Here is a 21,015-nt window from a genome sequence, read left to right on the forward strand (position 1 = left end):
CTTTGCGACCAGCCCGAGAACCGCTGATGACTGAAAATCGAAAGATAGGGCTTGGAGCCTTTGTTCGCGGACCGGGCCATCATGTCGCTGCCTGGCGCCATCCCGATGTGCCTGCCAATCCGGGCCTGAGCTTTCAGCACTATGCGGACGCCGCGCGCACTGCCGAGCGTGGCCTGTTCGACATGGTGTTCCTGGCCGACAGCCTCAGCGCGCGCAATGGCGAGCAGCCGATCGAGACCTTCGAGCGCACCGGCCATGTCGTGCATTTCGAGCCGCTGACGCTTTTGTCGGCGCTCTCGACCGTGACGCAGAGGATTGGGCTCGTCGCCACCGCCTCGACCACCTATTGGGAGCCGTTCCATCTGGCGCGGCTGTTCGCCTCGATCGACCATCTGAGCGGCGGCAGAACGGGCTGGAACGTCGTCACTTCGGCCGATGCGCCGGCGGCGGCGAATTTCAGCCGCGACCAGCATCCCGTTCATGCCGACCGCTACGACCGCGCCGAGGAATTCGTCGCCGTCGCGAAGAAGCTGTGGGACAGCTGGGACGACGATGCCTTCGTCGCCGACAAGGTTTCGGGGATCGCCATCGACAGGCATGGCATCCACGCCCCGAACCATGCCGGCCGGCATTTCCGCGTCAAAGGGCCGCTCAACGTCGCCCGCCCGCCGCAGGGCCATCCCGTCATCGTTCAGGCCGGCTCTTCCGATGCCGGCCAGCAGCTGGCGGCGCGGACGGCGGAGGTGGTTTTCACCGCCCATCCGACCATCGAATCGGCCCGAGGTTTTTACAGCGAGCTGAAAGGCCGGTTGGGCTCCTTTGGTCGCTCTGCCGATTCTTTGAAGATCATGCCCGGCGTCTTCCCGGTCGTCGCGCCGACGCGCGCGGAAGCCGAGGACAAGTTCGACGCGATCCAGCGGCTGGTCGATCCGGTGGTCGGCGTCGCCCTGGTTTCCGGACTGCTCGGCGGCATCGATCTTTCCAGCCACCCACTCGATGGGCCGTTGCCCGAACTCGGCAGTTCCGATTCTGTGAAGAGCCGCCTGAAAGTCGTTTCCGAATTAGCTGCGAACCGGAACCTGACCATCCGGCAATTGTATCTCGCCGTTGCCGGCGCGCGCGGCCATTTCCAGATCGTCGGCACGCCAAAGGATGTGGCCGACATGATGGAGGAGTGGTTCGCCGGTGGCGCGGCGGACGGCTTCAACGTCATGCCGCCGATCCTGCCGACGGGCCTCACCGATTTTGTCGACCTCGTCATTCCGGAGCTGCAGCGGCGGCGTCTGTTCCGGACTGCTTACGAAGGCGGGACGTTGCGCGAGAACCTCGGCCTTGCGCGTCCGATCCGTGGCGCCGCTGAACAGCAAGAGAGGAAAGCATCATGAGCGACAGGACGATCGATTCGAAAATGTTTCGCCAATGGCTGGCGGATGGCGAAGAACTGGCGGTGCTAGACATTCGCGACAGCGCGACTGTCGGATACGCATCGCCGCTGTTCGCCACCAACCTGCCCGCGGCTCAGGTCGAGGCCGAGATCGACCGCTTCATCCCGCGCAAATCGGTGCGCACCGTGCTGGCGGACGACGGCAGCGGCGTTGCCGAGCAACTTGTCGAACGACTGGTGGGGTATGGCCGTACCCAGCTGTTTTCGCTGAACGGTGGAATTCCGGAATGGACGCAAAGCGGCGTTGAAGACCTGCCGACCTTCGATACGCCGGGCGTCGATTTTTCGCTGGCGATCCGCGACGAGAAGGGGACCCCGGTCGTCAGCGTTGAAGAGCTCGCGGTGCTCACAGGCCCAGGCGCCGAGGTGGTGGTGCTCGACAGCCGCACGGTGGCGGAGTTCGAAAAGGACCATGTGCCGGGCGCCATCAGCGTGCCGGGCGCCGAGCTGGTGCTGCGCTTCGCCGACCTGGTGCCGTCACCGGAGACGCAGGTTGTCGTCTCCTGCGCCGGCCTGCCGCGCGCCATCATCGGGGCGCAGACACTGATCGATGCCGGCGTGCCCAACCGGGTCGCCTATCTGCACGACGGCACCAAGGCATGGCGCGAGGCCGGTCTTGCACTCGAAACCGGCAAGACCGCAATCTATGGTCCGGCAAGCGAGGATGCCAAGCGTTTCGCCGGGGAGCACATCGCAAAGCTTGCCGAAGGCGACAGCTTTCCCCGCATCAATGCGGCCACGGCCGCGAACTGGGCGAAGGACGAAAAGCGGACGACCTGCCTGCTTGACGTGCGCACGCCCGACGAGTTCGCCGAAGCGCATATTCCGGGGTCGATCGCGTCTGAGGGCGGGCAGTTGCTCGCTGTCGCCTATCGCACCATCGCCGTGCGCGGCGCCCGCGTCGTGCTGATCGACGATCTGCTCGGTGTCCGCGCGGCGACGACGGCGCATTGGCTGCAGCGGCGCGGCTTCGAGATCGCGATCCTCTTGTATGACTTCCAGTCGGCCAGCCTGGTGGAAGCGGCGTAGGGCAGGAGCACTGTCAGGCGATTTTTTCGGGGGCCACTATTCGGCGGCTTCCGATTGGCGGCGACGGCCCGCCAGCACGTTCTTCTGCATCGCCGTCAGCGAAGACCGCACGGCTTTGGCGCCGTGCTCCAGCATCTTGGCCTCATACTCCGACAGCGCCTGGAGAAGCGGCTTGTCGCCGCGTTTGGCGGCCACCAGCTCTGGCACCAGCAGCCCGGCGTCGTAGATCGCGGTGTTGCCGCCAAGCGCGCGAAAATAGGTCATGGCGTGGATGGCATCGCCAAGCAGCGTCACCGGTTTCGTCGGCCAGGGATCGACAGGTTCGGAGCTGTGGACATGAAGCAGCGCCACCGTCGATGGGTCGGTGTAGCGGATGAGGTTGAGGATTTCCGGGTGCCAGTGGGCGATCTTCGAGATCAGCAGGTCAATCAGTTCTGAACCGGAGAGCTTTGCCAGCGCGTCGTCCGTGGCAAGTTCGTCCTTTTCGTAAGCCGTGTTCCACCAGACATAGCTGGTGGTGTTGTTGAAATGGAAACCGGAAAAATCCTTGTGGGTGGCGTCGCCCAGCCTGATCAGTCCATGCTTTCGTAATGCGTCGACATTGACCCTGTGGCTGGTGACCATAAGCCCATGACCTTCGGTTGGCCTGACGCCGGCATTGTAGTCGAGTAGCAGCGGCGAGATCTGGTGAAGGGCTGCCGCATGCAGCGTCATCTTGCCGGCTAGGCGCCTGACGCCTGTATCGAAGCTCCTGGCATGCGGCACCAGCTGCTGGCGCACGCGCGAGCGGGCGCCGTCGGCTCCGACCAGCACATCGGCATGGATTGCCGAACCGTCCTCGAAATGCGCGACGACCGAACCATCCGGCTGCTCGTCGTAGCGTGAAAAGACCTTGCCATAGCGCATGATGCCGTCGAGGCCAGAGAGCAGCACCTGGCGCAGCGTGATACGGCTTACCGATTTTTCGATATGCGTGTCGTCGGCCTCGCCCGGCGCGTTGCCGCCGCCCCAGGCATCCTCGCCCAGGATCTTGAAATTCTCGTCCAGCAGGATGTTGCGATCCGGCGCCTGGCCGAGCGTGGCGACAAAAGCGTCGTAGAGTTCCGGCGGTAAATTGGCGATCAGCGAATCGATGCCGCGCTGGCGGATGCGCAGACGAAAACCCTGGACATAGTCGGTGCGGGCGCGGTCCTTCTCGAAGACCGCGACACTGATGCTGTTCTTCTTCAGGCCTTGCGCCAGTGTCAGGCCGCCGGGGCCTCCGCCGATGATGGCGACTTCGACATGTTCTGTTGTCATGGCGCTCAACCGACCGCGGCGAGCTTGGGCTTGCCAGCGGCAATAGCCGGTGTCTCGGCCAGCTGTCGGGCGGTATGGCGGCTGAGCGTCGCCTTGGCGGCGATCGTGCGGATCATGTGGTTCTGCGGTGCGTGGGAACGGGCGGTCAGCGCATCACGGTGGTGGCGCTCAAGCTGGAAATCTCTGTTAAGGCCTGGATTGCCGGCAAGCTCCAGCGCCAGCGAGGTGACGGCAACGGCATTGTCGATGACGACATGCCTGACCGTCATGCCGTCGGTGCCCACAGGCCGGCCGGCGTCGACATCTTCGGCGAGCGAACGCAGCAGCCGCGCGCTGCTCGCAAGCCGAACCTCTATGTCGCCCAGCCCTGACTGGATGTGCGGCACGGTCGACAGCGGCGCACCAAGACTTGCCGGCGCGTGCGTGCTGACAAAGGAGACCAGCCGGTCACGGGCAGCACGGGCGGCACCGTGATAGACCGTGCCGATCAGCGAGAAGAAGAACGCTGTCGCGCCTTCCTCGCGCCTCAGCGGCTCGGACGCCGGCTGCGCCTCGGTGATGTCTTCTGCAGGGATCGCGACATTGTCGAGAATGACATCGTCGCTGGCGGTGGCCCGCATGCCGGTGGCGTTCCATGTCTTTTCGACGCGCAATCCGGGCGCGTCGGTCGGCACCAGGAATGAAGCCAGACGCGGCTGCGGCTCGTCGGTCAGCGCCAGCAAGTTCACCCATTTCAGAATAGGAATGCCGGTGACGTAGTTTTTGTGGCCGGATATCCGCCAGACGTTGCCGTCGCGCCGGGCAATGGTTTCGGGCGGCTTGCCATGGGCGGGCGAGCCAATCCGCGGCTCGGCTTGCGCGGCGTTGATCAAAGCAGGGCCAAGACGGCCAGGCTCGACAATCCGCTGAACCAGATGGCGCGGCCATTTTCCGGATTTCCGCATCGCATACTGGCTGTTGTAGTGCATGGCTAGCACCAGCGCCGTCGACGGCTCGCCACGGCCAATCTCGGCGATCACCGCCTGTGCTTCCGTCAGCCCGCCACCGAAGCCGCCATGTTCGCGCGCCGTGACCAGGCCAAGCAGCCCCGCCTGGTGAAGCCGGTCGAAATTCGCGAATGGGAATTCCCCGGTCGCGTCGTGATGCGCGGCGGTCAGCGCGAAGTCGTCGGCAAGGCCGGCCACTTTCTCGAGGAGTTGCGGAAACTCGGCAATTGTCGACATCATGACGTTGGCTTTCTCTCAGGCGGCGGCGCGAATGTTCACCAGATCGAGCGGCCGGCGATCGACCCAGTGCTCGACGTCGAAATCGCCGGCGAGGAAGCCCCAGTCGCGCAGGAAACTCTTATAGTGGGAAACCGCTGCGACGAGCTCAGGCTGCAGTCCGAGGCCGAGATGCTTATGGACATCCGGACCATTGGCGGCCAGCACCTGTTCCTCGGTGGCCCCGGCTTCGCGGGCAACAAAGCGCTGCGTCTCTTCCGGATGCGCCTCGGCCCAGGCACTGGCGCGCAGGATGGTCTCGATCAGTCGCGCGACCAGATCGGGGCGTTGTTCCGCCAGCAGTTCATCGACGGTCAGCACGCGCGGCGAACCGGAATTGATGCGGATGTTCGGGTCGGGGTGGAAGCCGAATTCCACGACCTGGATGGCGCCGATCAGATTGGCGACATTGATGCCGGCCGTGCCTTTGACATAGATGGCGTCGACCTCGCCCCGGATCAGGGCTGCGGCTTCCTCACCATAGGCCTGCTTGCGCTTGAGGCCGAACAGCGACGGTCCTTCCTGGCTGTCGAGCACGCTGTCGGCCAGCGCTATGTCGACGATCTCGACGTCGCCATAGCCAAGGCCCTCGAGCGAGAGCGCCGAGACCAGTCCCTTCAACGCCGTCGCTCGCATGAAGTCGACGATTCCCTCGGGGCGCCGGGCGATGCCGAAGCGGCGGCCTTTCAGGTCCTGGGTTGTCCTGATGCCGCAACCGGGCAGGGCGATGATTGCCTGGAATTCGTCGGTCCAAGTGATGCCGACGAGACGCGTCTTGCGCCCTTCGGACCGCGCGCGGATCGGCGGCACGTTGCCGCCGTGGCGGAACGACCAGTCGAGCGTGTGGTTGAAATGGCTCTGGCGGATGTCGCGATTGGCCGAATCGATGATCGACTTCAATTCGATCCCCTCCTTGCGAAAGGTCTCGTCGAGAAGCCCGAGCTGTGCGGCGAGCCCGACAGGCGTCGGCACCGGGCAGCGTGTGTACCAGATTTCGGAGATCGCAGTCGCGGTCATGATTGCTCCTCAGGTGTTGCGCAGGCCAGCCTGCTTCATCAGCGGCAGGATGTTCTCGCCGAAGAATTCGAGGTCAGGCTTGAAATCGAAAAAGGACAGCTGCAGGCCGTCAATGCCGGCGTCCTTGAGCTTGACGAACTGGTCGACGATCTGTTCGGGCGTGCCGATGAGATAGATGTTGCCGCCGACCTTGGCGTAGGGATCGTCGCGGCCCTCGCGTCCTTTCCAGGCCTGGGCATCGCTGTTGAAAGTCTGGAAGCCTTTCGGCGTGCGGCTGTCGGCATGGGCGACGATCTCATCGGCGACCGCCCAGGCTTCCTTCTCGGTCGGCCTGCTGATGACCAGCGGGTTGAGCAGCGTGCGCACCTTGCGGCCGACGCCGAGGGCTGCGTCCTTCACCTTCTTCGTATGCGCCGGCAGCGCTTCCAGCGCGCTGGCGATGTCGGAGCCGGCCGGGCTGGTGACGAAGACGATGTCGGAATAGCGGCCGGCAAAGGAAATGCCGGCATCGGAGCCAGTGGCGTTGACCAGGATCGGCCGGCCGTAATTCGGCTTCGGTGTGACGAAGCCGCCATTGAGCTTCCAGCTCGATTCTCCGGAGAATGAGAAATTCTCGTCGTCCTGCCACAGTCGCTGCAGCACTTCGACGAACTCGGCGGCGAGTTCATAGCGGCGGTCGTGCTCGATACGGTTCCAGCCGAACATTTCATGTTCGACGGCGCGATGGCCGGTGACCACGTTGATGCCCCAGCGGCCGCCGGAGATGTGGTCGAGCGTGGCGCCGAATTTCGCCAGATGCAGCGGATGCCAGGGACCGTAGAGAACATGCATGGTCGAAATCAGCATGATCTTCTTGGTAATCGCGGCCATCGCCGCCACGGACACGAAACTGTCCAGCGCCTGGCCGTTGAAGAAACCGCCATAACCGCCCTTGGGCAGCCACTGGCTGAGCGCGAAGACGAGGTCGAAGCCAAGCTCCTCGGCCTTCAACGTCAGATCGCGATTGTAGTCGAAGCGCCAGTCGGTCGAGCGCGGCAGCGTCGAGTTGGTCCAGCCACCTGCCTGGATCGGCAGGAACAGCCCGATTAGCACCGGCTGCTGAAGCGCTTTCGACAGCGGGCTGTCCGGATAGTCGGTCGGCGCCTTGAAGAAGGGCGTGCCGACGATGGAACCAGGCTTGTGGGCGAGCGTCATGGCGAACTTTCTCGGGTGGAGGAAGGGAACCCGCGCGAAGGACCGCGCACGGGTCAGGGCTCAGGCGACGATATGGGCGGTTGCGAGGGAGCCGGCATTGCCCTCGGCGCCCACCGTGTGACCGGCTATGCGCCTGTTGTAGAGGGTGATTTCCGGTTGGCTGACGATGCCGATATCGGGCAGGTCCTCGACCACAATCTGCTGGATCGCGGCCCATTGCTCGAAGCGCTTTTCGTGGTCGACCTCGACGGCGGCCGCTTCAAGAAGTTCGTCGACCTTGGCATTGCTGTATTTCGAACCGTTGGAGAACGGCACGCCGGGTTTGAAATTCTTAGACCAGTAGAGGCGCTGTACGCCTACCGTCGGGTCGAACAGATTGCTCATGCCGTTGAAGGTGAAGTCGAAGTCGCGGTCGGTGTAGATGCGCTTGGTGTAGGTGGCGAAATCCTGGCTGCGCACGGTGACCTCGATCCCGACCGCGGCCAATGCCTGCTTGATGTAGTCGGCGCCGCGCTTGTAGGTTTCGCCGCTCGGGACATAGTCGTGGACAAGCTTGAGCCGGGTACCGTTGGCGTCGCGCGGCAAGCCTGCTTCATCGAGCAGTTTATCGGCGGCGGCCGTGTCGACCGGATAGGTCTTCAGGTCGGCGATGAACCACTTCTTCAGATTGGGGTTGATCGGGCCTGGAATGGTTTCGCCATAGCCATAGTTGATCGTCTCGCGGATGACGTTGCGGTCGATGACATGGGCGAAGGCACGGCGGACGCGAACATCCTGGAAATAGGATTTCTCCAGGTTGAACTCGACCCGGCTGATGCCATTTGAATATTGGTAGCCCTGTTCCTCGAAGCCGATATGCGGCAGCGTCTCAAAACGCTGCAAATCGCTGTACGGAATCGGCGTTGCCGGCGCCAGATCGATCTCGCCTGTCTCCAGCGCCAGCGCGCGCGCCGAAGCGTCCGCGATGAAGCGCACGATCAACCGGTCGAGATAGGGGCGCGGTGCGTCCCAGTAGTCAGGATTGCGTTCGTAAACGATGTGGCTGCCGCGCACCCATTTCTTGAAGACGAACGGGCCGGTGCCGACCGGAGCGACGTTGACCGGATTTTCGGCTGCCTTTGTGCCGTCATAGAGGTGCTTCGGCACGATCGGCGTTTCGGCCGCGGCCAAGGCCGTGATCAGGTAAGGCGCCGGCCTCGACAGGACCAGCGTCACGGTCAGCGGATCCGGCGTCTGGATGTCTACAAGGTTGAGGAAGGTGTTGCGGCCGCGCGGATGAACCTCTCTGATCGTGGTGATCGAATAGGCGACGTCGGCGGCGGTGAACGGCTGGCCATCATGCCACTTCACGCCTTCGCGCAGCTTGAAGGTGTATTGCAGCCCATCGTCACTGACTGACCATTGTCTGGCCAGGGATGGGCGCGGCGTGAGATCGAAATCATAGGTCAGCAGGCCTTCGGTGGTCTTTGCCGAGACGTAGACCGAATTGAATGCCGTGTGGGCGATGGTCGTCAGCACAGGCGGCTCAGCCGAGAGCACCAGCGTCGCCGTTCCACCCTGTTTCGGCTCGGCGGCGTAGGCGCTGCGCGATGCAGGCAACAGGGTCGCTCCGAGCGCGGCTGCCGAGATGCCGAGGAACCTGCGGCGGTTCGGACTGAGGAAATGAGACATCGCGTCCTGGTCCTTTTTTGCTGCCGGACCCGATCGACCGATCGTCGGCCACCAGGTTAAAAATCCGTTGTTCCAAGAGCGGGTCCGTTTGCGAAAAGATTTGGCCGACCTGCTCCCGCGCTTAAGATTTCATGCTTCAAACAGCTAAGTTTGTAGTATGAAATAAAATTCTATTCTGCAATGAAGCCAATTGCAGGATAAAATTTCTTAAATCAGGTTTGACAATGTCTATAAATCTTGTCAACTAAAAAGCGCGGAACTTTCCGGGAAACAGCAAACCCGCATCGTCAGCCACAGCCGGGATAGCGAAAACGATGTCGACCCTGACGCGCATTGGCAGAACCTTCCGGCGCACCGCCATCCAGGCGGTGCCGACCGTTCTGGGCATCGTCATCCTGAATTTCTTCCTGCTGCAGCTCGCGCCCGGCGACGCCGCCGATGTCATGGCCGGCGAGGCTGGCTCGGCCACTGTCGAAACGATGGCGGCGCTTCGCCAGCGCTTCGGGCTCGACAATCCGCTTCTCGTCCAGCTGTTCAACTATCTCTACAATCTGGCGCATTTCAGCCTCGGCTTTTCGCCGCGCTACGGCATGCCGGTCGCCGACCTGATCGGCCAGCGGCTGCCCGGCACGCTGGTGCTGATGGCGGTGGCTCTGGCCGTCGCCATTGTGCTCGGCCTCGCCCTTGGATCGGTGATGGCGGTGTTTGCCGGGCGCCTGCCGGATCGTGTGCTCTCCGTTATTTCGCTGCTGTTCTATTCAATCCCGGGTTTCTGGATCGGCTTGATGCTGATCGTGCTGTTTTCGGTCAAGCTCGGCTGGCTGCCGAGCGGCGGCTCGGGAACCATCGGCAGCAACCTGACCGGCCTTGCCGGGCTCTGGGACAGGGCGCGCTACATGATCCTGCCGGCACTGTCGCTGGCGCTGTTCTACGTGGCGATCTATGCGCGGCTGACACGAGCGGCGATGCTGGAGGTCCAGTCGCAGGACTACGTGCGCACCGCCGCAGCCAAGGGCCTGCCGCCGGCCATCATCACCATTCGCCATGTCCTGCGCAACGCGCTGATCCCCATTACCACCATGGCCGGCATGCATGTTGGCGGCATGCTCGGCGGCGCCGTGGTTGTCGAGACCGTCTATTCCTGGCCCGGCCTCGGGCGTCTCGCCTTCGAAGCGGTCATGGGCCGCGATTTCACCGTGCTGCTCGGCATCCTTCTGTTGTCGTCGCTGCTGGTCATCATCGCCAACGCGACCGTCGATCTTCTGCACGCCTGGCTCGATCCCCGTATCGGAGTACGCTGATGGCTTCCACCGATTTCGCCGCGGGCGATGCCCGTTCCCGCCGTCTCCATGCCGATGCTCGCGGGCCTGCGGCACCGCCTGAGCCCGAGGCAAAGAGCTGGAGCAATCTCCACGCGCCCGACGCACGCTCCGCTTCGGCAGCGTCGGTGCCGATAGCCGCTGGCGGGCGTGCGCTGAAGGTCTTCCTGCGCAATCCCAATGCCATGTTCGGCGTGGTGTTCCTGTCGTTGGTCGTGCTGGCCGCACTGCTCGCACCAGTCCTCTATCCGGCCGATCCGCTATCGATGGTGGCCCGGCCCTTCCTGTGGCCGGGCCAGAACCCAGCCTTCCCGCTGGGCACGGACTCCATGGGCCGCGATGTGCTTTCCGGCATTCTGCATGGCGCGCGGATTTCGCTGTTCGTCGGCCTGGTGGCGACCGCGCTCGGCCTCAGCTTCGGCATCCTGGTCGGCGCCGCCGCCGGCTACTTCGGCGGCTGGATCGACGACCTGCTGGTGCGCCTGATCGAGATCTTTCAGACCATACCGAGCTTCGTGCTTCTGGTCGTCATGGTGGCGATCGCGCAGCCGACCGCGCCTGTCGTGACAGTGGCGATCGCCGTCATCACCTGGCCGACGGTGGCGCGGTTGACCCGCGCCGAGTTCCGGGCCATCCGCGAGAAGGATTTCGTCATGGCCGCCCGCAGCCTCGGCTACGGCCATGTCCGCATTATCTTCCGCGAGATCCTGCCCAATGCGCTGCCGCCGTTGATCGTGACCTCGTCGGTGATGGTGGCGACCGCGATTCTGATGGAATCGGCGCTGTCCTTCATGGGCCTCGGCGATCCCAACGTCGTCAGCTGGGGCTCGATGATCGGAGCGGGCAGGGAATTGATCCGCACCGCTTGGTATCTGACAGCGCTTCCGGGACTGGCGATCGTCTTTACCGTGCTGGCGCTGAACCTGATCGGTGACGGCCTCAACGATGCGCTCAACCCGCGTTTCTCACAGGAGCGATAGAGATGGCGGCTCCTTTGCTCAGGATCGACAATCTGACGGTTCGCTTCCCGACCACCGAGCCGGTCAGCCGGCTGAGCTTCGAGGTCGGTGAGGGCGAGACGCTGGCGATCGTTGGTGAATCAGGCTCCGGCAAGTCGCTGACCGCGCTCGCCCTGATGCAGCTTCTGCCGCGCTCGGCGAAAATCCCCAATGGCAGGATCGAATTCGCCGGCAAGGACCTGCTCGGTCTCGACCAGAGGGCTATGCGGAACCTGCGCGGACGCGAGATCGCCATGATCTTCCAGGAGCCGATGACGTCGCTCAATCCGGTGCTGACCATCGGCCGGCAGATCACCGAGGTGCTGACGCTGCACGAAGGCATACGCGGCAAGGCAGCGCGGAGCCGTGCCATCGAGCTTCTCAATCTGGTGCGCATTCCCGATCCGCAGCGGCGCATCGACGACTATCCGCACCAGCTTTCCGGCGGCATGCGCCAGCGCGTCATGATTGCCATCGCCGTTGCCTGCCGACCGCGCCTGCTGATTGCCGACGAACCGACGACGGCGCTCGACGTGACCATCCAGGCGCAGGTGCTCGACCTGCTCGATACGCTGCGCCGCGAACTATCGATGGCTGTAGTGCTCATCACCCACGATCTTGGTGTCGTCGCACAATGGGCCGACAAGGTCGTCGTCATGTATGCCGGCCGCAAGGTTGAACAGGCGCTGCCCGGCGTGCTGTTCAGAACACCCCTTCACCCCTATACGCGCGGCCTGTTGGCGGCGTCGCCGCGGCTGAAGGCCAATCTCCACTACCGCGACGCCAGGCTGACGGAGATTCCCGGCAGTATCGTCTCGGCCGCCGGCGAAAAGGGCTGCCCGTTCCGGCCGCGCTGCGCGGTGGCGCGCGACAGTTGTGCCCATTTCGTACCCGCCCTCGTCGAGGTGAGCGAGGATCGTCTAGTCGCCTGCCCCTACAGCTTCATTCCGGAGGTTGCGCATGGCGCTGCTCTCGGTCTCTGACCTTTCCACTCATTTCCACGCCCAGGGCGGCACGCTGCGCGCCGTCGATGGCGTATCCCTCGAAGTCGGACGCGGCGAGACGGTTGGTCTCGTCGGCGAAAGCGGTTGCGGAAAATCGACGCTAGGCAAGACCATCATGCGGCTGGTCGACCCGACTAGCGGCAGGATCGAGTTCAACGGCACCGACATCACCGTTCTCGACGCGCGCCGGCTGAAGGCGGCGCGCCGTAATATCCAGATGATCTTCCAGGATCCGTTCGCATCGCTTAATCCGCGCCACACGATCGGCGACATCCTGACAGCACCACTGAAGGTCCATGGCATCGGCAACACGGCCGAGCGGCGCACCATCGTCGAGGACATCATCGAGCGTGTCGGTCTGCCGAGGGATTCGCTTGGCCGCTACCCGCATGAATTTTCCGGCGGGCAACGCCAGCGCATCGGCATCGCCCGGGCGCTGATCCTCAATCCGGAACTGGTCGTCTGCGACGAGCCGGTCTCGGCGCTCGACCTTTCGATCCAGGCGCAGATCCTCAACCTGTTGGTCGACATGAAACGTCAGCTCGGGCTGTCCTATCTCTTCATTTCGCACGATCTATCAGTCGTCCGCTATTTCGCCGACCGGGTGCTGGTCATGTATCTCGGCCGCATCGTCGAAAGCGCCGACAATTCGACGCTGTGGACCTCGCCGAAGCATCCCTACACGCGCGCGCTGATGGATGCCGTGCCGGACCCGGCGCGCCGACGTCAGGCCGCGCCGATCCATGGCGATCTGCCAAGCCCGCAGAACATCCCCAGCGGCTGCCGTTTCCATACCCGCTGCCCGCTGGCGACCGATCTGTGCCGTTCGCAGGAACCGGCGTTCCGGGCGATCGCGCCGGGACACCATGTCGCCTGCCACTACGCCGAACCAACCATCAACTGAAATTCAACGGAGCAGAAAAATGTCCGACTACCGCTATCTTGGCCGCAGCGCCCTGAAGGTTTCGCCGCTCAGCCTCGGCACGATGATGTTCGGCGGGCCGACCGAGGAGACGGTCGCGCATCGCATCATCGACAAGGCGCGCGAGCAAGGCATCAACTTCATTGACACCGCCGACGTCTACCACAACGGCAAGTCCGAGGAAGTCGTCGGTCGCGGCATCAAGGCGACGCGCGATCATTGGGTCGTGGCGACCAAATTCGTCAACTCGCATGACAAGGGGCCTAATCTCGGCGGCCATTCGCGCAAATGGGTGATCCAGACGGTCGAGAACAGCCTGCGGCGCCTGGGAACAGACTATATCGACCTGTTCTACTTCCACCGCGCCGTCTTCGATGCGCCGCTGGAAGAGCCGGTGCGGGCGATCGCCGACCTGATCCGCCAGGGCAAGCTGCGCTATTTCGGCGTCTCCAACTTTCGTGGCTGGCGCATCGCCGAAGTCGCGCATCTGGCCGATGAACTCGGCATCGACCGGCCGGTGGCCAGCCAGCCGCTCTATAACATCGTCAACCGCACCGCCGAGGCCGAACAGCTGCCGGCGGCCGCCTATTACGGTCTTGGCATCGTCTCCTACAGCCCGCTGGCGCGCGGCGTGCTGACCGGCAAATACGAGCCGAACCAGGCGCCTGCCGCCGACACGCGGGCCGGCCGTGGCGACAAGCGCATCGCCGAGACCGAGTGGCGCCCGGAATCGATCGAGATCGCCAGGCAGATCGCGGCGCACGCAAAGTCACGCGGCGTCTCGGCCGCCGATTTCGCGCTGGCCTGGGTGTTGAACAACCGGCTGATCACGGCGGCGATCGCCGGCCCGCGCACCGAGGAACAGTGGGACAGCTATGCGAAGGCGCTGGACTTCAGGCTGAGCGCCGAGGACGAGGCCTTTGTCGACTGCCTCGTCACCGCCGGCCATGCCTCAACGCATGGGTTCAATGATCCGAGCCATCCGGTCGAAGGCCGCGTGCCGCGTTCGGAGCCGGCCGCGCCGATCCCGCTGACACGGCCTCTGCGCGCCGCCTGACGGTCGCCGACGAAATGGCGGGGCCGGCGGCCCCGCCCGCGTTTCCAATTGCTTTGGACAGATGAGAGAGCCCATGAATTTCCACGTCGAACGGCTGCGCCAGAACATCGTCGTGCTTTCGGGCAACACCCACAGGCCGTCGAAGTCGCGGACGCTGGCGCATCATCTCGGCGAGGCGCTGCGCGAAAGATTGTCTGTCACAGTAAATTTCCTCGATCTTGTCGATGCCGGCCGTGGTCTGGGTGCTGCGTTTACTCGAAAGGAATTGACGCCGGAGGCGCTGAATGTGGTAAACGCGGTCGAACAGGCCGACGCGCTGATCGTCACGACGCCGGTCTACAACGGCTCCTATGCTGGCCTGTTCAAGCATCTGTTCGACCTCATCGATCCACTGGCGCTCGTCGACCGGCCGGTCCTGATCGGCGCGACGGGTGGTGGCCAGCGCCACGCGCTGGTAGTCGAACATCAGCTTCGCCCGCTGTTTGGCTTTTACTCCGCCCTGACGGTGCCGAGCGCCGTCTATGGCAGTGACAGCGACTTTGCCGACGGCAAGCTCGTAGATTCGCTGGTTCTGGCGCGGGCCGGGCAGGCCGTGGATCAATTCGTTGCCCTGCTTTCACCGCGCCAGCCGAAGAGCCAACCGGTCCGGGCGGCTTCGGCCTGACGGATATCGGGTTCGAGCAGGTGCCGGATGCCTTGGACGGCCAAATAAGCAGAACGTTCGGTGTTTTGGCCGACATCGGCGACGGAACCATACGGAACGATACGGGAAGATTTCTGATTTTGGCCCACGAAAAAGTCAATGAAATCAAGCTTTTGATGCATCCTCCGGGCCCACCATTGTTATTATTTATCAATGACTTAGGGGTGTGTTTTGGTTCGGGTAGCCAAGTAATAACTGGCGAACCGCCGTCCATAGCGTTTGATTTTATTTGACTTATGGTGGGCCTCCGGAGGCCGCAGATGTGTTGCCAACCGCCGGTGGAGTGTCAGGATCGTTTATCAAGTGCTTGAACGACGCCGGCAGGGTGTTTGGAATGGAAATCCGCGCATAGTCCCGTCGCAATCAACCTCGAACTACTGTCTGGATGCTACATCGGCCATCGCCGCACCCCACCCTGCGGCGATCTCGTAGCCCATGCGTGAGAAGCCGAATTCGCGATCGAATGTGTTCGGCGCTTTGACACGCCAGTTCTTCATGACCTCGCCCGGGAGGCCGCCAGCAGCGGTGCCGTCCAAGTCACGCTCGCCGGCGCGGAGTTCACGACGGCGATCATTTGGCGTAGCTGGGAACAGGCCGGCGACGTCAGGCAAGACCGTCCGGCTGCAGCTAGGAAGTTAATCGCGACCCACGGCGGACCGCTCCGTACGCGCGCGCGGCGTACGGCAAGCTGCTAGCCTCAATCTCCGGATGAGATCAGAGTCGCTCAGACCGGGTCTTCAGGATCTGGTACAGCACGTTTCGGATGCGCTGCCAAACGGTTAGCCGGTTGATCACGCCTTCGCCTCCTGTTCATCGCAGATGAATGGGCTGCGGTTCAGATGATCTGTGCCGCCAGCGCCACGCCGACCAACGACGTGCCGACCCCTGCCGTGCGGATGGCTCGCGGCCAGCGCCGAAGTGTTAGGGCGGCTAACGCGCCGGTCGCGTGAAGAGCCGAAGTAGCGACCACGAAGCCGACCACATAAGCGATGCCGCTGGCCGTCTCGGGAATTTCGAGGCCATGGGCATTGCCGTGGAAGAGGGCGAAGAGAGCAGTCAGCGAGGCGGCCACAGCGAGCGGAAGCGGCTTGGCAAGTGCCATCATGGCGCCGAAGACCACCAGCGATAGCGTTATGCCGGTTTCCAGTGAGGGCAGGCCGATGCCGGCGATACCGAGGAGGGCGCCAGCGAGCATCGCCGAGACAAAGCACGACGGCACGATGATGATCCCCTTGCCGCCGGCGCGAGCGGCAATGATGCCGACAGCCATCATGGCAAGCAGGTGGTCCATACCGGTCAGCGGGTGCTGAAGGCCGTCTACAAACCCGTGGGCATGAAATCCGCCGCTATGGGCGAAGGCCAATGAGGGGATGAGGGTTGTGGCGGCTGCCAGGGCGAGTCTGCCGAAGAATGAAAGCGTTCTGTTCATGGTTCTGGACCTGTTTGATAGGGGTGCGATCGGTTCAAGGCCGGTGCTCATTGTCCGGCCCCTGGCATGGTGAATTGTGCGGCGCCGGACCTGTCGGCCAGAAGCCGCGCCTCGCCGAAGTCGAGGAGTCTTTGTCCCCTGCCGTCATGGTAGACGAAGGCCAGGCGGCGCCGGCGCGACGTCAGTTTCGCGGGCAGCGGGTGATAGGTGACGCCGGCGCCACCAATCAGCGGCATGACGGCGCCGACATCGACCATGTCCTGCGTCTCGACGCGCAGAAGATGCAGCCGCACGCCGTCGGCGGTCTCGCCGACGAACGGAATCCCGGCGAGGCGCAGGAAACTGGAGGGGTCGGGCGCCCGCGAAAACCCTTCGAGAAACGCGATCTCGACGAGATCGAGATCCGTCGCCGGCGCGTCGGCGGGTTCGGGCGCATGGTCGTGCGGTAGATGCGGTGTCTGCCATTGCAATGGCTTGCCGGCCGGCCCGTTGTGGCCGACGGGGTGGGGATGGTGATGATGACCGTTCGGCCCGTGATGGTGACCGTCGCCATGGTCATGGCTGTGGTGGTGATGATCATCGTGCATGGTCAAAAGCTCGTCGGCTTGTCGATGATGGATTTGTGCTTGCCGAGATTGCCGTGCGCGACCATCGAGCCGAGCGCCTCGACGACAACCCGCACGCCAAACAGCGCCGTGATGTCTGACGTGTCGTAGGGCGGCGACACCTCGACCACTTCCAGTCCGCAGATGCCGGGCGCCGACACTAGCCCGAGCAGCTTCAGTGCCTCGCGCGGCAGGAAGCCACCGGGCTCCGGCCAGCCCGTACCAGGCACGAAACCGCAATCGATGCTGTCGACATCGAAGGAGATGTATACGGCGTCGGTGTCCTTCCATGCGAGTTCGAGCGCGATCTCCGCCGCCTTCTCCAGCCCCATCTGTTCGATATCGGAAATCGTCAGCACGTTGGTGCCGCGCTTCCGCGCCTCGGCGACGCCGTAGCGCGGCACCTGCCAGCCGCCGATACCGAGCTGCACCAGATTGCTGGCCGAGACGTTCGGCAGGTTGGTCGCCCAATACCAGGGCGTCGTGTGCATACGTTCGTCGAGATCCTTTTCCTGGATGTCGATGTGGCGGTCGAAATGGATGATGCCGATTCGCTTGGAGGTCACGTCGGCGATGCCGCGCACGCACGGAAATCCTATCGAATGGTCGCCGCCGAGCATGATCGGCAGCGCCCCGGAAGAGGCGACATGGCTGACGCCCTTGGTGATCTGGTCGAAGCTCTTTTCGAGATTGGCGGGGATGGTGAAGACGTCGCCGGCGTCGCAAAGCGTCATCTGCTCGCGCAGGTCGACACCGAGCTCATAATTGTAAGGCGTGTAGAGCGCCGAGATGCGGCGCATGCCTTGCGGCCCGAAGCGGGTTCCGGGCCGGTAAGTGGTGCCGCTGTCGAAAGGAATGCCCATGACGGCAGCGTCATATCTGCCGACATCGCGGACGTTTTCGACATAGGGCGCCTTGAGGAAGGTGTTGATGCCGGCGAAATGCGGCAACTCGCCTCGCGCGAATGTCGGGATCGACTTGTCGATGATCGAATCCGATCCGGGCAGGCCCATGTCGAGTGCCCATTTCTGTTCCTTGCGCCAGCCATCCTCGGGCAGCTTTCCTTCCGCCTCGATCGACTTCCAGCCCTGCATGTCGCGGATCTCGAAGTTCGGATGGTGGAAGCGTTGGCGTGGCTGGTGGTCGGTGAGCCCGGCGCGACGATGCCGGCGTTCTGGACTATCTCTGTGCATGAAACCTCCTTCACGACGCCGTCGTCGCGATTGCGCTATCCAGTCGGGTCGTCCCGACCATCGCGGCCACTTCGGCCACGTCTCGTGCGGAAGCCCGGTGCTTGCGGTCGAGCTTCAGATCGTAGGTGATCGTCGCGCCATAGGCGGACGGGAACTGGGGGTCGTGGCGCACCTTGTCGAAGACCAGCACGCGCGTGCCGAGCTTGAATGCCTCGCCGATATCGTGGGTGACCATGACCACGGTCATGCCGTGCTCGGTCCAGAGCTCGGTGAGCAGCTCATGCATCTCGATGCGAATACCGGGATCGAGTGCGCCGAACGGCTCGTCGAGAAGCAGGATCTGCGGCCGGCCGAGCAAGGTCTGCGCGATCGCCAGCCGCTGCTGCATGCCGCCAGAAAGCGTGGCCGGATAGAGGTCGCGCGCATGGCCAAGCCCGACCCGTTCCAGCATGGTTTCGGCTTCTTGCCTGGCGCTTTTGCGCCTGGCGCCGAAGACGCGGCCGAACGGTCCGCCCGAACGGAAGTCCTCGACCAGCAGCAAGTTCTGTAGCGCGGTCAGATGCGGAAACACGGAATAGCGCTGGAAGACGATGCCGCGCTGCGGCCTCGGTTCCGGCACGATCGGCTGGTCGCCGACGATGACCACGCCGCCACTTTGCTGTTCCTGGCCAAGCAGGATGCGCAGGAACGTCGATTTTCCACAACCGCTGGCGCCAACCAGCGACAGGAATTCACCCGCTTCGGCGGAGACGTTGACCCGTTCCAGCACGCGGGCGTCGCCGTAGCTCTTCTCCAGCCTATGGACGAGGATCCGGCTCATCTGGTCCGCACCGGATGCGCCCAAGGCGAGATGATGTGAGAGAGCCGCACGAGCAGCCAGTCGGTCATTACCGCAAGCAGCGTGATCCAGGCGACGTAAGGCAGGATGACGTCCATCGATAGGTAGCGACGAACGAGGAAGATGCGGTAGCCGAGCCCCTCGGTGGAGGCGATGGCTTCTGCCGCGATCAGGAACAGCCAGGCCGGCCCAAGCGCCAGCCGTACGCAAGTGATGAGGCGCGGCATGACCTGTGGCAGCACCAGCCTGAGCACCATGGTCCAGCTGTTGCCGCCGAGCGTCTGTGCCTTGGCGACGAGCTCCGGCGGCAATTCCATCACCCGGTTGGCGATGTCGCGCACCATGACCGGTGTGACGCCGAGAGCGATCAAGGTGATCTTGGCCGTTTCGCCGAGGCCGAGCGCAATGAACAGGATCGGCAGCAGCGCCAGTGGCGGGATGACGCAGACAACTGTGACCAAGGGCAGTAGAAAGGCCCTGACGCGCGGGATGAAACCTATGGCGACGCCAAGGCTGAGCGCCACCAGCGTGGCCATGCCGACTCCGGCGAACAGTCTGATCAGGCTGGCATAGGTGTCGGCCCACAGGATCAGGTCGCCGGAGCGCTTGTCCGGCACTGTCGCCAGGTCTGAAAAGGCCGACCACATCTGTGCAGGGGAGGGCAGCAGCTTGTCGCTGGGATTGACCGCCAGCCTTTGCGACGAAGCGAAGAGATAGGCAATCGCCACGGCGGCAAACGGAAGCGTCCCAAGCAGCAACGCTCCGCCGCGGGAGACCGTCGCGTTGATGATGCGAAGCCGCCCTTTCGGCCTGCTAAGTAGCAGGCGCGCGACTTCGGGGCCTGCTGCGGCCTGCATGATGCCGGTTCCTCTGGCTAGCATGTCGCGCTCCCGCGTCAGAGCGTTCCGCCCGCCGCCTCTGCCATAAAGGCCGGATCGAAGCGGAGCTTGACGTTGTTGACATCGCCCAGCGTCGAGCCGTCGGAGAAGCTCATGCCGATCACGTCGACGCTCGGCGCGTTGGTACCAAGAATGCCGTGGCTGAACAGGAAGTTGCGCACCAGATCCATGGTCTTCGGCAGTTCGGCGCCGTTGGTGAATGCGACCGCCTTGGCCGGCTCGAAGAACATCGCCGTTGATGCAAGCTGAGCGTCGAAACCGGCAAGATCCGTCCCCGACGCCTTGGCCATCTCTTCCTTGGCCGCCTTGCCTTCGGGCGTGCCCGACGTCATCAGCGCCATGGCTTCATACCATGCACCGACAAGCGCCTTGCCCAAGGCCGGATTGTCCTTCAGCGTCGCGGTGTTGACGACCATCATGTCGATGATCTCGCCGGGGATCTCAGTCGAATCGAATACCTTGTGGGCGCCCGGCATGGCAGCGATTTCCGAGACCAGCGGATTCCAGGTGACGACGGAGGTGACGTCACTGGTGCCGTAGGCAGCGACCATGTCGGCATCGGAGGTGTTCACCACCGTAATGTCCTTTTCGGCCAACCCCACCGTCTCCAGCGCGCGCGCAAGTAGGTAATGTGAGACGGAGAGCTCGACGAGATTGACCTTCTGGCCGGCAATATCCTTGAGCGCGGTCTTGTTCTTGAGGATGACCGCGTCGTTGCCGTTGGAGAAATCGCCGACGATCAAGGCCGTCGTGTCGACACCGCCGCCGGCCGGGATCGAAAGCGCATCCATGTTGGTCATCGAACAGCCGTCAAAGCCGCCGGCCGTGTACTGGTTGATGCTCTCGACATAGTCGTTGATGCGGGTGATCTCGACATTGATGCCGTATTTGTCGGCCCACTTCTTCATGATGCCGCTGTCGGAAAGATAGCCCCACGGCATCCAGCCGACATAGATCGACCAGCAAATCTTGAAGTCTTTCTTGGGCGCCGCTTGCGCGGCTGAGATGAAGGGGAGGCTGAGTGATGCGGCTAGGATGATTGTGGCCAGTTTGCGAAGCATTACATACCCCTGTTTGCGATCCGGATTACGTCCGAACGTCTGTTTGGGGGGTTCACGGAGCGCGCATCCGG

The 21,015-nt window shown here is 63.5% G+C and carries 20 protein-coding genes; 8 read left to right on the forward strand and 12 right to left on the reverse strand.

Features of this window, described 5'->3' with window-relative positions; translation table 11 throughout:
* The first annotated feature begins 23 nt into the window (after positions 1 to 23).
* Both NKI24_RS19625 and NKI24_RS19630 read left to right on the forward strand, forming a co-directional pair.
* Positions 24 to 1,385: an LLM class flavin-dependent oxidoreductase gene (locus NKI24_RS19625; RefSeq protein ID WP_502901474.1), complete on the forward strand. Its 1,362-nt coding sequence runs from the start codon at positions 24 to 26 to the stop codon at positions 1,383 to 1,385.
* A complete protein-coding gene (locus NKI24_RS19630) occupies positions 1,382 to 2,473 on the forward strand; it encodes a rhodanese-like domain-containing protein (RefSeq protein WP_352747537.1) in 1,092 nt (363 codons plus the stop codon). Before NKI24_RS19625 ends, NKI24_RS19630 begins: the two co-directional genes overlap by 4 nt.
* A gap of 36 nt (positions 2,474 to 2,509) precedes the next feature.
* Here the strand turns inward: NKI24_RS19630 and NKI24_RS19635 are convergent, their stop codons facing one another.
* The 5 genes from NKI24_RS19635 to NKI24_RS19655 are packed head-to-tail and all read right to left on the reverse strand — an operon-like array spanning position 2,510 to position 8,916.
* A complete protein-coding gene (locus NKI24_RS19635; protein WP_352449712.1) occupies positions 2,510 to 3,772 on the reverse strand; it encodes an FAD-dependent oxidoreductase in 1,263 nt (420 codons plus the stop codon).
* A 5-nt stretch (positions 3,773 to 3,777) separates the two neighbouring features.
* Entirely contained in the window at positions 3,778 to 4,995 is a 1,218-nt protein-coding gene (locus NKI24_RS19640; protein ID WP_352747579.1) for an acyl-CoA dehydrogenase family protein, read from the reverse strand.
* Positions 4,996 to 5,013: 18 nt separating this feature from the next.
* Positions 5,014 to 6,051 carry an ABC transporter substrate-binding protein gene (locus tag NKI24_RS19645; RefSeq protein ID WP_352449711.1) on the reverse strand — a complete coding sequence of 346 codons (1,038 nt, stop codon included), beginning with the start codon at positions 6,049 to 6,051 and terminating at the stop codon, positions 5,014 to 5,016.
* Positions 6,052 to 6,060: 9 nt separating this feature from the next.
* Positions 6,061 to 7,245, reverse strand: a complete 1,185-nt coding sequence (locus NKI24_RS19650; RefSeq protein ID WP_352747540.1) for an LLM class flavin-dependent oxidoreductase — start codon at positions 7,243 to 7,245, stop codon at positions 6,061 to 6,063.
* A gap of 60 nt (positions 7,246 to 7,305) precedes the next feature.
* Positions 7,306 to 8,916: an ABC transporter substrate-binding protein gene (locus NKI24_RS19655; RefSeq protein WP_352747543.1), complete on the reverse strand. Its 1,611-nt coding sequence runs from the start codon at positions 8,914 to 8,916 to the stop codon at positions 7,306 to 7,308.
* 314 nt (positions 8,917 to 9,230) lie between these two features.
* Here NKI24_RS19655 and NKI24_RS19660 point away from each other — a divergent pair, with 314 nt between their 5' ends.
* The 6 genes from NKI24_RS19660 to msuE all read left to right on the forward strand — a co-directional run bounded on the left by NKI24_RS19660 (position 9,231) and on the right by msuE (position 14,880).
* Positions 9,231 to 10,217, forward strand: a complete 987-nt coding sequence (locus NKI24_RS19660) for an ABC transporter permease (protein WP_352449708.1) — start codon at positions 9,231 to 9,233, stop codon at positions 10,215 to 10,217.
* Positions 10,217 to 11,215: an ABC transporter permease gene (locus NKI24_RS19665; RefSeq protein ID WP_352471358.1), complete on the forward strand. Its 999-nt coding sequence runs from the start codon at positions 10,217 to 10,219 to the stop codon at positions 11,213 to 11,215. The genes NKI24_RS19660 and NKI24_RS19665 overlap by 1 nt, the downstream gene beginning before the upstream one ends.
* 2 nt (positions 11,216 to 11,217) lie before the next feature.
* Positions 11,218 to 12,216: an ABC transporter ATP-binding protein gene (locus NKI24_RS19670; RefSeq protein WP_352747547.1), complete on the forward strand. Its 999-nt coding sequence runs from the start codon at positions 11,218 to 11,220 to the stop codon at positions 12,214 to 12,216.
* The gene (locus tag NKI24_RS19675; protein WP_352743833.1) at positions 12,194 to 13,141 is read left to right on the forward strand and encodes an ABC transporter ATP-binding protein; all 948 of its coding nucleotides are present in this window, start codon (positions 12,194 to 12,196) and stop codon (positions 13,139 to 13,141) included. The genes NKI24_RS19670 and NKI24_RS19675 overlap by 23 nt, the downstream gene beginning before the upstream one ends.
* Before the next feature lie 19 nt (positions 13,142 to 13,160).
* Entirely contained in the window at positions 13,161 to 14,216 is a 1,056-nt protein-coding gene (locus tag NKI24_RS19680; protein WP_352747550.1) for an aldo/keto reductase, read from the forward strand.
* A gap of 73 nt (positions 14,217 to 14,289) precedes the next feature.
* Complete coding sequence (gene msuE / locus NKI24_RS19685) at positions 14,290 to 14,880, forward strand: FMN reductase (protein ID WP_352449703.1); 591 nt, start codon at positions 14,290 to 14,292, stop codon at positions 14,878 to 14,880.
* 413 nt (positions 14,881 to 15,293) lie between these two features.
* Here the strand turns inward: msuE and NKI24_RS19690 are convergent, their stop codons facing one another.
* From NKI24_RS19690 to NKI24_RS19720, 7 genes are all read right to left on the reverse strand, one after another.
* Positions 15,294 to 15,416 carry a hypothetical protein gene (locus NKI24_RS19690; protein WP_352449789.1) on the reverse strand — a complete coding sequence of 41 codons (123 nt, stop codon included), beginning with the start codon at positions 15,414 to 15,416 and terminating at the stop codon, positions 15,294 to 15,296.
* Positions 15,417 to 15,754: 338 nt separating this feature from the next.
* The gene (locus tag NKI24_RS19695; RefSeq protein WP_352747553.1) at positions 15,755 to 16,348 is read right to left on the reverse strand and encodes a HupE/UreJ family protein; all 594 of its coding nucleotides are present in this window, start codon (positions 16,346 to 16,348) and stop codon (positions 15,755 to 15,757) included.
* Between the two features lie 47 nt (positions 16,349 to 16,395).
* Positions 16,396 to 16,935, reverse strand: a complete 540-nt coding sequence (locus NKI24_RS19700) for a hypothetical protein (RefSeq protein ID WP_352747556.1) — start codon at positions 16,933 to 16,935, stop codon at positions 16,396 to 16,398.
* A gap of 2 nt (positions 16,936 to 16,937) precedes the next feature.
* Positions 16,938 to 18,146, reverse strand: a complete 1,209-nt coding sequence (locus NKI24_RS19705) for an agmatinase family protein (protein WP_352704165.1) — start codon at positions 18,144 to 18,146, stop codon at positions 16,938 to 16,940.
* 10 nt (positions 18,147 to 18,156) lie between these two features.
* On the reverse strand, positions 18,157 to 18,966 hold the full coding sequence (locus NKI24_RS19710) for an ATP-binding cassette domain-containing protein (protein WP_352747558.1): 810 nt from the start codon (positions 18,964 to 18,966) through the stop codon (positions 18,157 to 18,159).
* Positions 18,963 to 19,841, reverse strand: coding sequence for an ABC transporter permease (locus tag NKI24_RS19715; RefSeq protein ID WP_352747581.1), 879 nt, complete (start codon positions 19,839 to 19,841; stop codon positions 18,963 to 18,965). Before NKI24_RS19715 ends, NKI24_RS19710 begins: the two co-directional genes overlap by 4 nt.
* 38 nt (positions 19,842 to 19,879) lie before the next feature.
* Positions 19,880 to 20,944 carry a putative urea ABC transporter substrate-binding protein gene (locus NKI24_RS19720; protein ID WP_352449698.1) on the reverse strand — a complete coding sequence of 355 codons (1,065 nt, stop codon included), beginning with the start codon at positions 20,942 to 20,944 and terminating at the stop codon, positions 19,880 to 19,882.
* Between the last annotated feature and the right edge of the window lie 71 nt (positions 20,945 to 21,015).

The organism is Mesorhizobium sp. M0701, from assembly GCF_040320365.1.
Classification (GTDB): Bacteria; Pseudomonadota; Alphaproteobacteria; order Rhizobiales; family Rhizobiaceae; genus Mesorhizobium.

What these genes read in the sequence shown, in the direction of transcription:
- NKI24_RS19655 (WP_352747543.1), bottom strand. Translation starts at nt 8,916, where the DNA reads ATGTCTCATTTCCTCAGTCCGAACCGCCGCAGGTTCCTCGGCATCTCG.
- NKI24_RS19715 (WP_352747581.1), bottom strand. Translation starts at nt 19,841, where the DNA reads ATGCAGGCCGCAGCAGGCCCCGAAGTCGCGCGCCTGCTACTTAGCAGG.
- NKI24_RS19710 (WP_352747558.1), bottom strand. Translation starts at nt 18,966, where the DNA reads ATGAGCCGGATCCTCGTCCATAGGCTGGAGAAGAGCTACGGCGACGCC.
- NKI24_RS19675 (WP_352743833.1), top strand. Translation starts at nt 12,194, where the DNA reads ATGGCGCTGCTCTCGGTCTCTGACCTTTCCACTCATTTCCACGCCCAG.
- NKI24_RS19690 (WP_352449789.1), bottom strand. Translation starts at nt 15,416, where the DNA reads ATGAAGAACTGGCGTGTCAAAGCGCCGAACACATTCGATCGCGAATTC.
- NKI24_RS19700 (WP_352747556.1), bottom strand. Translation starts at nt 16,935, where the DNA reads ATGCACGATGATCATCACCACCACAGCCATGACCATGGCGACGGTCAC.
- msuE (WP_352449703.1), top strand. Translation starts at nt 14,290, where the DNA reads ATGAATTTCCACGTCGAACGGCTGCGCCAGAACATCGTCGTGCTTTCG.
- NKI24_RS19630 (WP_352747537.1), top strand. Translation starts at nt 1,382, where the DNA reads ATGAGCGACAGGACGATCGATTCGAAAATGTTTCGCCAATGGCTGGCG.
- NKI24_RS19635 (WP_352449712.1), bottom strand. Translation starts at nt 3,772, where the DNA reads ATGACAACAGAACATGTCGAAGTCGCCATCATCGGCGGAGGCCCCGGC.
- NKI24_RS19650 (WP_352747540.1), bottom strand. Translation starts at nt 7,245, where the DNA reads ATGACGCTCGCCCACAAGCCTGGTTCCATCGTCGGCACGCCCTTCTTC.
- NKI24_RS19720 (WP_352449698.1), bottom strand. Translation starts at nt 20,944, where the DNA reads ATGCTTCGCAAACTGGCCACAATCATCCTAGCCGCATCACTCAGCCTC.
- NKI24_RS19640 (WP_352747579.1), bottom strand. Translation starts at nt 4,995, where the DNA reads ATGTCGACAATTGCCGAGTTTCCGCAACTCCTCGAGAAAGTGGCCGGC.
- NKI24_RS19695 (WP_352747553.1), bottom strand. Translation starts at nt 16,348, where the DNA reads ATGAACAGAACGCTTTCATTCTTCGGCAGACTCGCCCTGGCAGCCGCC.
- NKI24_RS19645 (WP_352449711.1), bottom strand. Translation starts at nt 6,051, where the DNA reads ATGACCGCGACTGCGATCTCCGAAATCTGGTACACACGCTGCCCGGTG.
- NKI24_RS19680 (WP_352747550.1), top strand. Translation starts at nt 13,161, where the DNA reads ATGTCCGACTACCGCTATCTTGGCCGCAGCGCCCTGAAGGTTTCGCCG.
- NKI24_RS19705 (WP_352704165.1), bottom strand. Translation starts at nt 18,146, where the DNA reads ATGCACAGAGATAGTCCAGAACGCCGGCATCGTCGCGCCGGGCTCACC.
- NKI24_RS19660 (WP_352449708.1), top strand. Translation starts at nt 9,231, where the DNA reads ATGTCGACCCTGACGCGCATTGGCAGAACCTTCCGGCGCACCGCCATC.
- NKI24_RS19665 (WP_352471358.1), top strand. Translation starts at nt 10,217, where the DNA reads ATGGCTTCCACCGATTTCGCCGCGGGCGATGCCCGTTCCCGCCGTCTC.
- NKI24_RS19670 (WP_352747547.1), top strand. Translation starts at nt 11,218, where the DNA reads ATGGCGGCTCCTTTGCTCAGGATCGACAATCTGACGGTTCGCTTCCCG.